Annotated in this window: 14 protein-coding genes; 7 read left to right on the forward strand and 7 right to left on the reverse strand. The window is 62.3% G+C overall.

Annotation, left to right across the window (positions count from 1 at the left end; all coding sequences use genetic code 11):
- Positions 1 to 72: 72 nt before the first annotated feature.
- Positions 73 to 411, forward strand: coding sequence for a P-II family nitrogen regulator (gene glnK, locus DCO45_RS06255; RefSeq protein WP_116925027.1), 339 nt, complete (start codon positions 73 to 75; stop codon positions 409 to 411).
- Positions 412 to 495: 84 nt separating this feature from the next.
- Here glnK and DCO45_RS06260 read toward each other — a convergent pair whose 3' ends face one another.
- Complete coding sequence (locus DCO45_RS06260) at positions 496 to 1110, reverse strand: XRE family transcriptional regulator (protein WP_116925028.1); 615 nt, start codon at positions 1108 to 1110, stop codon at positions 496 to 498.
- Between the two features lie 199 nt (positions 1111 to 1309).
- Between DCO45_RS06260 and DCO45_RS06265 the strand changes: the two genes are divergently transcribed.
- Both DCO45_RS06265 and DCO45_RS06270 read left to right on the forward strand, forming a co-directional pair.
- On the forward strand, positions 1310 to 2278 hold the full coding sequence (locus DCO45_RS06265) for an ornithine cyclodeaminase family protein (protein WP_116925029.1): 969 nt from the start codon (positions 1310 to 1312) through the stop codon (positions 2276 to 2278).
- A 73-nt stretch (positions 2279 to 2351) separates the two neighbouring features.
- On the forward strand, positions 2352 to 3647 hold the full coding sequence (locus tag DCO45_RS06270; protein ID WP_116925030.1) for an MFS transporter: 1296 nt from the start codon (positions 2352 to 2354) through the stop codon (positions 3645 to 3647).
- Positions 3648 to 3760: 113 nt separating this feature from the next.
- Here DCO45_RS06270 and DCO45_RS06275 read toward each other — a convergent pair whose 3' ends face one another.
- From DCO45_RS06275 to DCO45_RS06300, 6 genes are all read right to left on the reverse strand, one after another.
- The gene (locus tag DCO45_RS06275) at positions 3761 to 4357 is read right to left on the reverse strand and encodes a TIGR00730 family Rossman fold protein (RefSeq protein WP_116925031.1); all 597 of its coding nucleotides are present in this window, start codon (positions 4355 to 4357) and stop codon (positions 3761 to 3763) included.
- Positions 4354 to 4800 carry a diacylglycerol kinase gene (locus DCO45_RS06280; RefSeq protein WP_116925032.1) on the reverse strand — a complete coding sequence of 149 codons (447 nt, stop codon included), beginning with the start codon at positions 4798 to 4800 and terminating at the stop codon, positions 4354 to 4356. The genes DCO45_RS06275 and DCO45_RS06280 overlap by 4 nt, the downstream gene beginning before the upstream one ends.
- A 127-nt stretch (positions 4801 to 4927) precedes the next feature.
- The gene (locus DCO45_RS06285; protein ID WP_260719193.1) at positions 4928 to 5497 is read right to left on the reverse strand and encodes an RDD family protein; all 570 of its coding nucleotides are present in this window, start codon (positions 5495 to 5497) and stop codon (positions 4928 to 4930) included.
- A 10-nt stretch (positions 5498 to 5507) separates the two neighbouring features.
- Complete coding sequence (locus DCO45_RS23340) at positions 5508 to 6443, reverse strand: DUF3106 domain-containing protein (protein WP_116925033.1); 936 nt, start codon at positions 6441 to 6443, stop codon at positions 5508 to 5510.
- Positions 6440 to 6874, reverse strand: a complete 435-nt coding sequence (locus DCO45_RS06295; RefSeq protein ID WP_021024894.1) for a DUF3619 family protein — start codon at positions 6872 to 6874, stop codon at positions 6440 to 6442. The genes DCO45_RS23340 and DCO45_RS06295 overlap by 4 nt, the downstream gene beginning before the upstream one ends.
- Entirely contained in the window at positions 6871 to 7434 is a 564-nt protein-coding gene (locus DCO45_RS06300; RefSeq protein ID WP_116925250.1) for an RNA polymerase sigma factor, read from the reverse strand. The genes DCO45_RS06295 and DCO45_RS06300 overlap by 4 nt, the downstream gene beginning before the upstream one ends.
- Positions 7435 to 7739: 305 nt before the next feature.
- On the opposite strand from DCO45_RS06300, the gene DCO45_RS06305 reads away from it, so the two are divergent.
- The 4 genes from DCO45_RS06305 to pssA all read left to right on the forward strand — a co-directional run bounded on the left by DCO45_RS06305 (position 7740) and on the right by pssA (position 12628).
- A complete protein-coding gene (locus DCO45_RS06305; protein ID WP_116925251.1) occupies positions 7740 to 9530 on the forward strand; it encodes an acetolactate synthase 3 catalytic subunit in 1791 nt (596 codons plus the stop codon).
- 142 nt (positions 9531 to 9672) lie between these two features.
- Positions 9673 to 10164, forward strand: coding sequence for an acetolactate synthase small subunit (ilvN, locus tag DCO45_RS06310; protein WP_021024891.1), 492 nt, complete (start codon positions 9673 to 9675; stop codon positions 10162 to 10164).
- A gap of 353 nt (positions 10165 to 10517) precedes the next feature.
- Positions 10518 to 11534 carry a ketol-acid reductoisomerase gene (gene ilvC / locus DCO45_RS06320; RefSeq protein ID WP_116925035.1) on the forward strand — a complete coding sequence of 339 codons (1017 nt, stop codon included), beginning with the start codon at positions 10518 to 10520 and terminating at the stop codon, positions 11532 to 11534.
- A gap of 206 nt (positions 11535 to 11740) precedes the next feature.
- The gene (gene pssA, locus DCO45_RS06325; RefSeq protein WP_116925036.1) at positions 11741 to 12628 is read left to right on the forward strand and encodes a CDP-diacylglycerol--serine O-phosphatidyltransferase; all 888 of its coding nucleotides are present in this window, start codon (positions 11741 to 11743) and stop codon (positions 12626 to 12628) included.
- Positions 12629 to 12778: the final 150 nt, after the last annotated feature.

Consider the following 12778-nt stretch of genomic DNA (forward strand, 5'->3'; position numbering starts at 1 on the left):
TGACGCACAATAGCCCCAGTTGCTGCGCGCATCGCCTGCGCAGCGTGTATATGCCCATCCCAGGAGAGCTTTATGAAAATGATTACCGCCGTTATCAAACCTTTCAAGATGGACGAGGTGCGTGAAGCTCTGGCGGATGTGGGTGTGACCGGTCTGACGGTCAGTGAGGTCAAGGGCTTTGGCCGCCAAAAGGGCCATACCGAGCTCTATCGCGGAGCGGAATATGTCGTGGACTTTCTGCCCAAGGTGAAGATCGAAGTCGCCGTGAAAGACGAGGATGTGGACCGCTGTGTGGACGCGATCGTCAACGCGGCCCGCACCGGCAAGATCGGAGACGGCAAGATTTTCGTCACCGAGATCGAGCGCGTGATCCGTATCCGTACCGGCGATCTGGACGAAGCGGCGGTCTGATCCAGACAGTCCCCGCATCCGCAAAAGCGCCTTGGCCACCAAGGCGCTTTTTTCATGTCTGCCACCGATTGCTGGGCAGCGGGTTCAGGGCTTGATCGTGGTGTGCGAGCAGATCCACAGCACCTGCGCATCTTCATCGCCGCCCGAGATGCAGGCATGGCCCATGGCGCTGTCGAAATAGCAGGAGTCGCCGGCGGCCAGCTCCAGCGGCGCGTAGCTGTCGGTATGGATGACCACGCTGCCGCGCATCACATACAGCATCTCTTCGCCATCGTGGCTGAGCAACTGCGGAAAGGCGCTGCGCTCATGGGCCTTGATGGTGGTGAGCAGCGGAATAAAGCGCTTGTCTGCCAGGTCGGCATGCAGCAGCTCATAGACATATTGCGGCGTGCGGTGCACCAGGCCATCGCCCTGGCGGGTGATGCTGCGCCGCGCGCGCAGGCCCGTTTGCTGCAGCGGGCTGAAGAGCTCGCCCACGTCCACCTCCAGCCCGCGCGCGAGCGCCGCGATTTTTTCATAGGTGGGCGAGAGCTGGCCGTGTTCGATCTTGGACAGTGCAGACGCTGAGATGCCGCAGCGCTGGCTCAGCTGCTGCAAGGTCAGATCGGCATCGCGCCGCAGCAGGCGCAGCTTGGTGGCCAGCACATCGGTGGTGGCATCGGCGCCGGCGTTGTGGTGGGGCGGTGGGGCGTGGGGCATGGCAGGCTCTTGTGGTGCTCGCCAGTGTAGGGGGCGCTGCGCTGGCCCGTGGCACAGCGAAGCCGTGGCGGCCGCGTTTTAGGCCTAATTCTCGGGTAAACCCTAGACAGAAAGAACGGATTTAAGAAATTTATTGTCTCAAACTGCATTAAATTTCGTATACGAAAATTAATTCTCTTTAGTAGATTTATTGCGCCACATGCAGATCCTGGACTCCACCCACACCACGCAACACCTGCCCATGGCGGCCTTGATCGACTGTCTGGAACAGATGTTCATCGCCGGCTGCGAAGTGCCACTGCGCCACAACCACCAGATCGCCGGCCAGACGAGCGCTGAAGACGGCATCCTGCTGCTGATGCCCGCCTGGCAAACCGGCAAGCGCATGGGGGTCAAGACGGTCTCCATCTTCCCAGGCAACCAGGCGCGCGGCCTGCCGGGTCTGCATTCGGTCTTTATCCTGTACGACGCGACCACCGGCGCCCCGCTGGCGGTGCTCGATGGTGATGCCATCACCTCGCGCCGCACCGCTGCGGCATCGGCCTTGGCCGCGCGCTGGCTCAGCCGCCCCGATGCCCGCCGTCTGCTGGTGCTGGGCGCCGGCCGCGTGGCCAGCCTGCTGCCCGATGCCTACCGCTGCGTGCGGGATATCCAGGAGGTGCAGGTCTGGGACATCCGCCCCGAGGCCGCGCAAGCGATGGTGGCGCGCCTGCAGGCGCAAGGCCTGCAAGCCGCAGTCGCCACCGACCTGGAGCAGGCGGCGCGCCAGGCCGACATCATCAGCTGCGCCACCTTGTCCAACGCGCCCTTGGTGCGTGGCGAATGGCTGCAGCCAGGTGTGCACCTGGACCTGATCGGCAGCTTTACCCCGGCGATGCGCGAGAGCGATGACGCCTGCTTTGCCCGCGCCACCGTTTTTGTCGATACGCCCGAAGCGCTGATGAAGGCGGGCGATATTCTGGCGCCCATCGCCAGCGGCGCCTGGGAGGCCAGCGGCCTGGCTGCCACCTTGGAGCAGCTGTGCCGCAGCCAGCATGCGGGCCGCAGCAGCGCCGATGAGATCACGCTGTTCAAGGCCGTGGGCACGGCGCTGGAGGACCTGGCCGCCGCATCGCTGGCCTTTGACGCCTTTAGCGCTGCGGGCACCTCGGGCGCCTCGGCCACCTGATCTGCTGCGCCTGGCCCTGTGCGGGCCGGGCCAGTGTTCTCCCTTTCTTTTGCTATCTGTTCACATCCCTTCCATGCGCACCTCTTCGACCGAGCCAGCAGCGTCTGCGGCCACCAACAAGCGAGTACTGATTGCCAGTCTGATGGGCAGCTCCATCGAGTGGTTTGACTATTTCCTCTATGCGACCACGGCGGCGCTGGTGTTCGGGAAGGTGTTCTTCCCAACCACCGATCCGGTCGTGGGGCTGATGCTGTCCTACCTGACCTTCTCGCTGACCTTCTTCATCCGGCCGCTGGGCGGCTTTATCTTCTCGCACATCGGTGACCGCATCGGGCGCAAGAAGACCTTGGTGATCACCTTGTCGCTGATGGGCGGCGCCACGGTGCTGATCGGCCTGCTGCCGGGCTATGAGCAAATTGGCATATGGGCGCCGATCCTGCTGATCGTGCTGCGCCTGGTGCAAGGCCTGGGCATTGGTGGCGAGTGGGGCGGCGCGCTGCTGTTGGCCTACGAATACGCGCCCAAGAACCGCAAGGGTCTGTTTGGCAGCGTGCCGCAGATGGGCGTGACCATCGGCATGGTGCTGGCCACCTTGGCCATCACCGTGATGAGCACCTTGCCCGATGACCAGTTTCTGGCCTGGGGCTGGCGCGTGCCGTTCCTGCTGAGCGCCATCCTGGTGTTCCTGGGCCTGTGGATCCGCAAGGGCATTGATGAGACCCCTGCGTTCAAGCAGGCCAAGGCCAGCGGCAATGTCGCCAAGATCCCGCTGGTCGAAACCCTGCGCTACCACTGGCGCGCGGTGCTGGTGGCCGTCGCCATCAAGTTTGTCGAAACGGCGCCGTTCTATATCTTCTCGACCTTTATCGTCAGCTACGCCACGGCCACCTTGGGCTTTGAGCGCATCTCCGTGCTCAATGCGGTCACCATTGCCACCTTGCTGACGACCGTGATGATTCCCATCATGGGGCGCCTGTCCGACAGCATTGGCCGCAAGCGCATGTTTATCGCTGGCACCTTGGTGATGGCCGCCTTCACCTTCCCGTACTTCATGCTGCTCGAGCAGCGCACTATGACCAGCCTGGTCATGGCCACCGTCGTCGGTCTGGGTCTCGTCTGGGCGCCCATCACCGCCGTGCTGGGCACCTTGTTCTCGGAGATTTTCTCGACCCGCGTGCGCTACACCGGCATCACGCTGGGCTACCAGATTGGCGCGGCGCTGGCAGGCGGCACTGCCCCCTTGCTCGCCACCTGGCTGCTCAACAAATACAACGGCTCCTGGGTGCCGGTGGCCTGGTACATCGTGGGCACGGCGGTCATCTCGCTCATTGGCATTGCGTTTGCCAAGACGGTGGCCGATAACGACTAAGGGCTCTGCCCCAGACACTGCTGCCGCCTCATCCACCGCGGCGGTGGTGGCCCACCAAAAGCCATCGGCCCGCTTATGAGCGGGCCGATGTTCTTGTGTCTGCGGGGCGCGGCTTAGATCACGGCACGCATCGCATCGCTTTGCTGCGACAGGCCGGCTTCTTCGACCAGTTGTGCGAGCAGCGCGGTATGGTCATCGCCACTCTTGATCAGGCCCATCTGCCAGTCGTCCATAAAGCCCTGGCCCACGCACTGCTGCAGGAACTGCAGCATGCCGTCGTAGTAGCCATGGGCGTTGAGAATGCCGATGGGCTTGTCGTGGTAGCCCAACTGGCGCCAGGTCCAGATTTCATACAGCTCTTCAAAGGTGCCGATGCCGCCAGGGATGGCGATGAAGGCATTGCTGCGCTCGGCCATCATGGCCTTGCGCTCGTGCATCGTGGTGACCACGTGCAGCTCGTCGCAGAGCTCATTGGCCAGCTCGCGGTCCACCAGGGCCTTGGGGATCACGCCGACCACGCGGCCGCCGGCCTCGCGCGTGGCGCGGGCCACCGTGCCCATCAGGCCGGATTTGCCGCCGCCATAGACCAGCTGGCCGCCGTGGCTGCCAATCCAGTGGCCCACGGCCTGGGCGGCCTGGCCAAAGGCGTCGGTCTTGCCGGGGCGCGAGCCGCAGTAAACGCACATCGAAAAGCTTGGGGAGTTGGTCATTTCAGCAATCTTTCATACAAGGCAGGCAGCCACACCGCCGCGCACAGCACCAGCGCCAGGAACACGGCGGCACTGCCCATGTCCTTGGCCTTCTTGGCCAGTGCATGCCACTGGGGGCCAAAGCGGTCCATCGCCATCTCGATGCCAGTATTGAGCAGCTCGGCGATCAGCACCAGAAAAACCGGGGTGATCAGCAAGGCCCAATCGCGCCAATCGCGCGCCAGCCAGATGGAGGCGGGCAGCATCAGCAGCGCGAGCATGGCCTCCAGGCGGAAGGCCTTTTCGCCCCAGCCGGCCCGCAGGCCTTGCAGCGAGTAGCCTGCGGCATGCCAGACGCGGGCCAGGCCCGTGCGGCTTTTTTGCGGGTTGGCGGCGTGGATGTCGGCCAGGCTGTGCGCTGGCGCGGCGGGCTCGGTGGGGGGGCGGGGATCGGGCTGGTTCATAGGGAGCGTGGTTGTCGCCCATCATGGCACAGCGCGGGCGACACAAAGCATATTATTGCACTGCAGCATTTGATCGGCGCGCTGCGTGGCGCTTGCGCCCAGCAGCGCTGGCGCAACAAGGGTCCATCTAGCCCGACCGATCAGGCGCCGTGTTTTTGGGCGCAGGGCGCTCGGCGCTGACCAGGCGGGTACCCGCGATCGCATCGTGCCAGAACTGCTGCAGCGGGTGCAGCCGGCTGGCCAGCGCCCAGAGCACGATCCAGCCGCTCAGCAGCACGACGATTTCGCCCACCGGCAGGCTAAAGGGCATGCTGACAACCAGCGGCGGCAGAAACCACAGCCAGCTGCAGACATAGCGCAGCAACGCGCGGCCCTGGGTCAGCGGCTGGCCATGGCGGTCAACGATGCGGATCTGCCAGGTCTTCATCGCCAGGGTCTGGCCCTTGTGCCAGAACCAGGTGAAGTAGATGCCAAAGATGATGAACAGGAACAGCTGCAGGCCATGGCGGTTGTCCATCGCATTGCGGGTCTGGCTCAGCGAGCTGTAGAGGTAGCCCGACATAAAGACCACGCCAAACATCAGCATGCCCTCGTACAACCAGCAGGCCATGCGCCGCGCCAGGCGCGGTGCGCGCAACAGGGCGCTGGTGGCGAGAGGGCCGGAAGGGAGCGCTGTTGTGCTGGAAGTGGTCTGCATGCGGACAGTATCAGGTCGGCGGGTGCACCGGGCTGTCGCTGTTGCGCGACTGCGATTCGCCCGCCGGTGGCCGGCTGGGGGCATCGAGCGGGGGCAGCGGCGAGGAGGTAACAGGCGCGGGCATTTGCACCGGGGCGGTCTCCACCACCGGGGCAGGCGGCAAGGCGGGGGACGGCGCCGGGGGTAGCGCGGGGGCTGGGGCGTGCGCTGCGCCGTTGGCGGCCGGGGCTGGCCCGCTGAGGGGGCCTACTTCGACTGGCGTCACCATGCCGCGCGACTGCACACGGATCTCGGGCGGCGGCAGGATTTTGGGCGGGTTGGCGCGGTTGGGGTTGATAGCGGCAGCGGGCACCTTGACCAGGCGCCCGGTGCTGCGGGCGGTGGGGCGGGGCGCCAGCGCCACGCCACCGTGGTAGAGCACGCCGCCCTGGGCCAGGCGCTTGCGCTCACGGGCGCTGAGTGCCTGGTAGTCTTCCCAGAGCTTGCGTTTTTCCTCGGCCGACAGGCTGCTGATGTTCGAGTAGTTGAGCCGGGCCTGGCTTTGGTCGGAGAGGCTGAACTTGGCCCATTCCTTCATGTGCTCGGCAATGCGCAGCTGCTCTTCGGGGGAGAAATCGTCAAAGCTGTCGGCGATCATCGTCCAGCGGCTTTTTTGCTGGGTGGTCAGCCAGTTCCACTGCTCTTCCAGGGGGGCGAGCACGGTGCGCTGGTCGTCATCGAGCGCTTCCCAGCTCGGGCCTTCATTGCGCGGGCTGCTCGAGCGCGTGACGCTGTTGGCGCTCACCAGATCGCTGGCGGCGCTGCCGTAGATATTGGCGGCCTTGTTGCCGGCGTAGATGCCCACAACAGCAAAAGCAGCCAGCAAAATACTGGCTGCCAGGGCGGGGATGCTCGAAGGGGCGGGCGTGCTGCCGGCTACCTCGTCGTTATCGTAATCGTGTCTCAACGCTTGTCAGTGGGCTGCTTTTGGGCAGCAATCTTCAGAAACTGGGTAAAACCAGGATCAGTATAGGCGCTTGGCGGCAGCTCGTCAGCCAGCAAGGTGGCATCGTACTCTGCCATTTCGCTGGCGCCTTCGTCCGCCTGAACACCATTGAAGAAAGCCAGGCCGGCCACCATCGCGCTCAGCGGCACGGCCGACACCACGGCGCGCCACCAGTTGCGTTTGCCAGAAGGTGCAGCTTCCTGCTGGGGCTGGCGTGCAATAGCGGGCACAGCCACCACCTTGCGGCGGGACAGCGCGCGCTCGCGGGCCGCTCGCAAACGTTCGCTGATGTCGTAGTCGAGATCAGCCTCGGCTTCGCTCAGCCGAGCGGTGACGCGGCGGGCAAAAATTTCAGCATTGACAACGGTTTGGGCGGTGTTTGAGCGGTTCATAGCACGATTCCTTTGGCCTTAAGCACTTTACTCAAGGTTTGGATGGCGCGAAAGCAGTGGGTTTTTACACTTCCCTCTGAGCAACCCATGGCTGCTGCAGTCTCCGCGATGTCCATCTCCTCCCAATAACGCATCAGAAACGCTTCGCGTTGACGCGCTGGCAACTGTTGTATCTCTTTTTCTATTAATGCAAGGGTTTGTTTGCGGTTGGTGTGGTCCTCGGCACTCTGCTCGGCCTCCCCATTGTCGGCGTTGTAGATATCGAGGAGGTTGAATTCCCCCTCGTCATCCGGGCCTTCGAAGTCGGTCATCGTCGTAAAGAGCGCGTTGCGCGTCTTTTGCCGGCGAAACCAGTCGAGCGTGCTGTTGGACAGGATGCGCTGGAACAGCATCGGCAGCTCGTTGGGCGGCTTGTCCCCATAGTGCTCGGCCAGCTTCATCATGCTGTCCTGCACGATGTCGAGCGCTGCTTCCTGGTCGCGCACATGAAAAAGCGAGCGCTTGAAAGCTCGCTTTTCAACGCTTTTCAGAAAGTCGGACAGTTCTCGTTCTGTGGCCAAATCGTACCCAACACCGTGGTTATTCAGAGATTTCTCGCTTTTTACCCGGGTAAATAAACCAAGTGTGGCAAAAAACACCGCATCAAGCCTTAGATTATCGCATCCTATCGAAAAAAAATCCGTAGCTTGTCGCAAAGCAATGCTGCAGTGCGATAATGTACAAGCATCAAAAAGCAAAAGGGTCACGGTCCGGCGTCGCAAGCATCTCGCCCATGTCCGTTGGCCTCAAGTTCCAAGCAGGCTCCACAAGAGCTGGGTGAGGAGCACCAGAGGTTTTTCGTTAGAGAAATTCACAAAGGTTGATCATGGAAATGTCCAAGGCCGAGCAGAACTCGGCGCAAGCGGCGCATCAGTCCGCGCAGAAATCCCAAGAACTCATGGGTGCTGAAGTGCTGGTCAAGGCACTGCAGGCCGAAGGCGTCAAGCAGCTGTGGGGCTACCCCGGCGGTGCAGTTCTCTACATCTACGACGCGCTCTACAAGCAAGACACCATCAACCATGTGCTGGTTCGCCATGAACAGGCAGCAGTGCATGCGGCAGACGGTTTTGCCCGCGCCACCGGTGAAGTGGGCGTGGCCCTGGTCACCTCCGGCCCCGGCCTGACGAATGCCGTCACCGGTATTGCCACTGCTTACACAGACAGCATCCCCATCGTCGTGATCTCCGGTCAGACATCCACGACCGCCATTGGCTCGGATGCGTTCCAGGAATGCGATACCGTCGGTATCACGCGCCCCATCGTCAAGCACAACTTCCTGGTCAAGGACGTGCGCGACCTGGCGCTGACGATGAAAAAAGCGTTTCATATCGCACGCACGGGCCGCCCCGGCCCCGTGGTGATCGATATTCCCAAGGACGTGTCCTTCAAGAAGGTGGCCTACAGCGGCTATCCCTCGACGGTCGAGATGCGCTCCTACAACCCGGTCAAGAAGGGTCACAGCGGCCAGATCCGCAAGGCCTTGCAGCTGCTGCTGTCGGCCAAGCGCCCCTATATCTATACCGGTGGCGGTGTGCTGCTGAGCGGCGCCGAGCAAGAGCTGCGCACCCTGGTGGACCTGCTGGGCTACCCGGTGACCCACACCTTGCTGGGCCTGGGCGCCTACCCGGCCAGCGACAAGAAATTCCTGGGCATGCTGGGCATGCACGGCACGATCGAAGCCAACAACGCGATGCAGAACTGCGATGTGCTGCTGGCCGTCGGTGCGCGCTTTGATGACCGGGTGATCGGCAACCCCAAGCACTTCATGTCGGTGGAGCGCAAGATCATCCATGTCGACATTGACCCCTCGTCGATCTCCAAGCGCGTCAAGGTGGATGTGCCCATCGTGGGCGACTGCAAGGAAGTGCTGACCGAGCTGATCGCGATGGTGCGCGAGAGCGTGGCCAGCCCCGATGCCGAGGCGCTGCAAAACTGGTGGAAGACCATCGAAGACTGGCGCAGCCGCGATTGCCTGCGCTATGACCGTGGCAACAAGGAGGTGATCAAGCCCCAGTTCGTGGTCGAGACGCTGTGGCAGATGACCCGCGATGCGGACTGCTATGTGACCTCGGACGTGGGCCAGCACCAGATGTGGGCTGCGCAGTACTACCGTTTTGAGGAGTCGCGCCGCTGGATCAACTCGGGCGGTCTGGGCACCATGGGTGTGGGCATTCCCTATGCGATGGGCATCAAGCTGGCCAAGCCCGATGCCGAGGTGTTCTGCATCACCGGCGAAGGCTCGGTGCAGATGAACATCCAGGAGCTGGCCACCTGCCGCCAGTACGAGACGCCGATCATCATCTGCGCGCTCAACAACCGCTTCTTGGGCATGGTGCGCCAGTGGCAAGAGATCGAATACTCGGGCCGCTACAGCCACAGCTACATGGATTCGCTGCCTGACTTCGTCAAGCTGGCCGAAGCCTATGGCCATGCGGGCATTCTGATCGAGAAGCCCGAGGATGTGGAGCCCGCGCTGCGTGAGGCGCGGCGCATTGCCCGCGAAGAGCGCAAGAGCGTGTTCCTCGATTTCCGCACCGATCCGACCGAGAACGTCTTCCCGATGGTCCAGGCCGGCAAGGGCATCACCGAGATGCTGCTGGGCGCGGACGATCTGTAAACGCCTTTCTGGGTTGGCGCGCCTTGCGGCAAGCGCGCGTCCAGCCTGTCCTTGGGTTTTCCCTTTCTGACGAATCTATTGTCTACCGAGCCCAGCGCTTACCGGCGTTGGGGGAGGGTAGCGAAAAGAGGAATCTGTTCTTATGAAACACATCATTGCGGTTCTCCTGGAGAACGAACCAGGCGCCCTGTCGCGCGTGGTGGGCCTGTTTTCGGCCCGTGGCTACAACATCGAGTCGCTCACCGTGGCACCCACCGAGGATGCCTCGCTGTCGCGCATGACCATCACCACCACCGGCTCGGACGACGTCATCGAGCAGATCACCAAGCACCTCAACCGTCTCATTGAGGTGGTCAAGGTGGTTGATCTGACCGAAGGCGCCTACACCGAGCGCGAGCTGATGATGATCAAGGTGCGGGCCGTCGGCAAGGAGCGCGAGGAGATGAAGCGCATGGCCGACATCTTCCGTGGTCGCATCATCGATGTGACCGAGAAGAGCTACACCATCGAGGTGACCGGCGACCAGGCCAAGAACGATGCCTTCCTGAGCGCGATCGACCGGTCGGCCATCCTCGAGACCGTGCGTACCGGTGCCAGCGGCATCGGTCGCGGTGAACGCATCTTGCGCGTGTAATGCGCTGGTGTCACCGGCTGCGACGCCATGCCCGCCAGGCGGTGGGGGTGGTGCTGCTGCTGGTGGGGCTTGTGCTGGTGGTGGCCTGGGTGCAGACGGACGACCCTGATTGCAGTCTGTCCCAGGACCTTTTCACACAGCAGCGCTTGTGTGATGGCATCTTTGGCGAGCCCGACGAAAACGCTTCGAGGCGCACCAACCCCTGGCTAGTACTCATAGTAGGATTGGGCGCTTTTGTAGCGGGAGCTTATTTGCTGGCTTCAGGACCTGCGGCAAGGCCCCCTGACGATGCAGATTCTTGAGAATGTTTGTTTGAATTTCTGAATTTTTGACTGATACCAACGGAGCGAAGCATGAAAGTTTTTTACGACAAGGACTGTGACCTGTCCCTCATCAAAGGCAAGACCGTCGCCATCATCGGCTACGGCTCGCAAGGCCATGCGCACGCGCAGAACCTCAACGACAGTGGCGTGAAGGTCATCGTCGGTCTGCGCAAGTCTGGCGCTTCCTGGCCCAAGGCCGAGAAGGCCGGCCTGACCGTGATGGAAGTCAACGATGCCGTCAAGGCCGCTGACGTGGTCATGATCTTGCTGCCTGATGAAGACATCGCCAAGGTCTACAGCGACAACGTCAAGGACAACATCAAGCAAGGCGCTTCGCTGGTGTTTGCGCACGGCTTCAACGTGCACTACAACCAGGTCGTGCCCCGCGCCGATCTGGACGTGTGGATGGTGGCGCCCAAGGCCCCAGGCCACACCGTGCGCAACACCTACAGCCAAGGCGGCGGCGTGCCCCACCTGATCGCTGTGCACCAGGACAAGTCTGGCAAGGCCCGTGACCTGGCCCTGTCCTACGCGATGGCCAATGGTGGCGGCAAGGCCGGCATCATCGAGACCAACTTCAAGGAAGAAACCGAAACCGACCTGTTCGGCGAGCAAGCCGTTCTGTGCGGCGGCGCGGTCGAGCTGATCAAGATGGGCTTCGAGACCTTGGTGGAAGCCGGCTACGCGCCTGAAATGGCCTACTTCGAGTGCCTGCACGAGCTCAAGCTGATCGTGGACCTGATCTACGAAGGCGGCATCGCCAACATGAACTACTCGATCTCGAACAACGCCGAATACGGCGAGTACGTGACCGGCCCTGAGGTGATCAATGAAGAGTCGCGCAAGGCCATGCGCAACGCTCTGAAGCGCATCCAGAACGGCGACTACGCCAAGATGTTCATCCAGGAAGGCCGTCTGAGCTACCCATCGATGACCGCCCGCCGCCGCAACACCGCCGATCACCAGATCGAGCAAGTCGGTGGTCAGCTGCGCGCCATGATGCCTTGGATCGCCAAGAACAAGCTGGTCGACCAGACCCGCAACTAAATCCCGGCGGCTGCCGCAGCCCTGTTGCGGCGCCGAGGTGATGTGCAAAGGACTGCTTTGGCAGTCCTTTTTTCATGGGCATGGCCGGCGGGGCCGCGCTGGCGAAAAGCTACACTGTAGCCCAAGCCCGGCGGGGCCAGAACCCGCTGGAAACTATAAAATAAGTAGCTGATTGCGCAGATATAGCTGGCGCTGGAGTGGATTGAATGCTGGACGAAAACGAAACCAAGCCCAAGGCCGCAGCGCATGCACTGCCGCCTGCGCAGCGCAAGTGGCGCAAGGGCATCTATGTGCTGCCCAACTCGTTCACCTTGGCCGCCTTGTTTGGCGGTTTTTACTCGATCGTGATGGCCATGAATGGCCGTTTCGAGGCGGCCGCTGTCGGCGTGTTCTGCGCGATGGTGCTCGATAGCCTCGACGGCCGCGTGGCGCGCATGACGCACACGCAAAGCGCCTTTGGCGAGCAGATGGATTCGCTCTCGGACATGGTGTCCTTTGGCGCCGCTCCCGCACTGATTGCCTATGAATGGGCGCTGCGCCCGCTGGGCCGCTGGGGCTGGATCGCAGCCTTTGTCTATTGCTCCTGCGCAGCGCTGCGCCTGGCGCGTTTCAATGTGAACACAGGCGTGGTGGACAAGCGCTATTTCCAGGGCATGCCGTCGCCCGCTGCTGCGGCCTTGGTGGCAGGCTTTATCTGGCTGACCAGCGCGCTTTTGGTATCGCACCGCGATGTGCCGATTTTTGGCCAGGTGATTGCGCTGTTTGGCGGCTACCCGGCCAGCCGCGATGACCTGTCCTGGATCATGTTTGCCATCACCTTGCTGGCGGGTCTGACCATGGTCACCAATATCCCGTACTACAGCTTCAAGGATGCAGGCGCTGCCAAGAGCGTGCCCTTCATCTCCCTGGTGGTGGTGGTGCTGCTGCTGGCGGTGGTCAGCATCGAGCCGGCCACGATGCTGTTCCTGATCTTTGTAGTCTATTCGCTCTCGGGCTATGTGATCTATGCCTGGCGCCGCTTCAAGGGCCAGCATGTCTCGATCGTGGCGACCTCGACCGACGAGCCCGAAGAGCGCGGCTTGCACCACGATTGAGTTTTTTGCAGACACCAGCCCAAACCTGTGTTAGAGTGATTGCCATGCAAAACCTGTCCCTAGCTCTACTACTAGCATGTCCAACGGGCAGGTAGAGTAGCGCGCAGTTTTTCACCCCTACACCTCGGCCCGTTTGCACCAGCAACGGGC

This window comes from Comamonas sp. JNW, assembly GCF_003105075.1.
Taxonomy (GTDB): Bacteria; Pseudomonadota; Gammaproteobacteria; order Burkholderiales; family Burkholderiaceae_C; genus Comamonas; species Comamonas squillarum.

Coding starts and splice junctions, on each gene's coding strand:
- DCO45_RS06265 (WP_116925029.1), top strand. CDS start 1,310: ATGCAGATCCTGGACTCCACCCACACCACGCAACACCTGCCCATGGCG.
- DCO45_RS06280 (WP_116925032.1), bottom strand. CDS start 4,800: ATGAACCAGCCCGATCCCCGCCCCCCCACCGAGCCCGCCGCGCCAGCG.
- ilvC (WP_116925035.1), top strand. CDS start 10,518: ATGAAAGTTTTTTACGACAAGGACTGTGACCTGTCCCTCATCAAAGGC.
- DCO45_RS06305 (WP_116925251.1), top strand. CDS start 7,740: ATGGAAATGTCCAAGGCCGAGCAGAACTCGGCGCAAGCGGCGCATCAG.
- DCO45_RS06295 (WP_021024894.1), bottom strand. CDS start 6,874: ATGAACCGCTCAAACACCGCCCAAACCGTTGTCAATGCTGAAATTTTT.
- DCO45_RS06260 (WP_116925028.1), bottom strand. CDS start 1,110: ATGCCCCACGCCCCACCGCCCCACCACAACGCCGGCGCCGATGCCACC.
- pssA (WP_116925036.1), top strand. CDS start 11,741: ATGCTGGACGAAAACGAAACCAAGCCCAAGGCCGCAGCGCATGCACTG.
- DCO45_RS06270 (WP_116925030.1), top strand. CDS start 2,352: ATGCGCACCTCTTCGACCGAGCCAGCAGCGTCTGCGGCCACCAACAAG.
- glnK (WP_116925027.1), top strand. CDS start 73: ATGAAAATGATTACCGCCGTTATCAAACCTTTCAAGATGGACGAGGTG.
- DCO45_RS06275 (WP_116925031.1), bottom strand. CDS start 4,357: ATGACCAACTCCCCAAGCTTTTCGATGTGCGTTTACTGCGGCTCGCGC.
- ilvN (WP_021024891.1), top strand. CDS start 9,673: ATGAAACACATCATTGCGGTTCTCCTGGAGAACGAACCAGGCGCCCTG.
- DCO45_RS06285 (WP_260719193.1), bottom strand. CDS start 5,497: ATGCAGACCACTTCCAGCACAACAGCGCTCCCTTCCGGCCCTCTCGCC.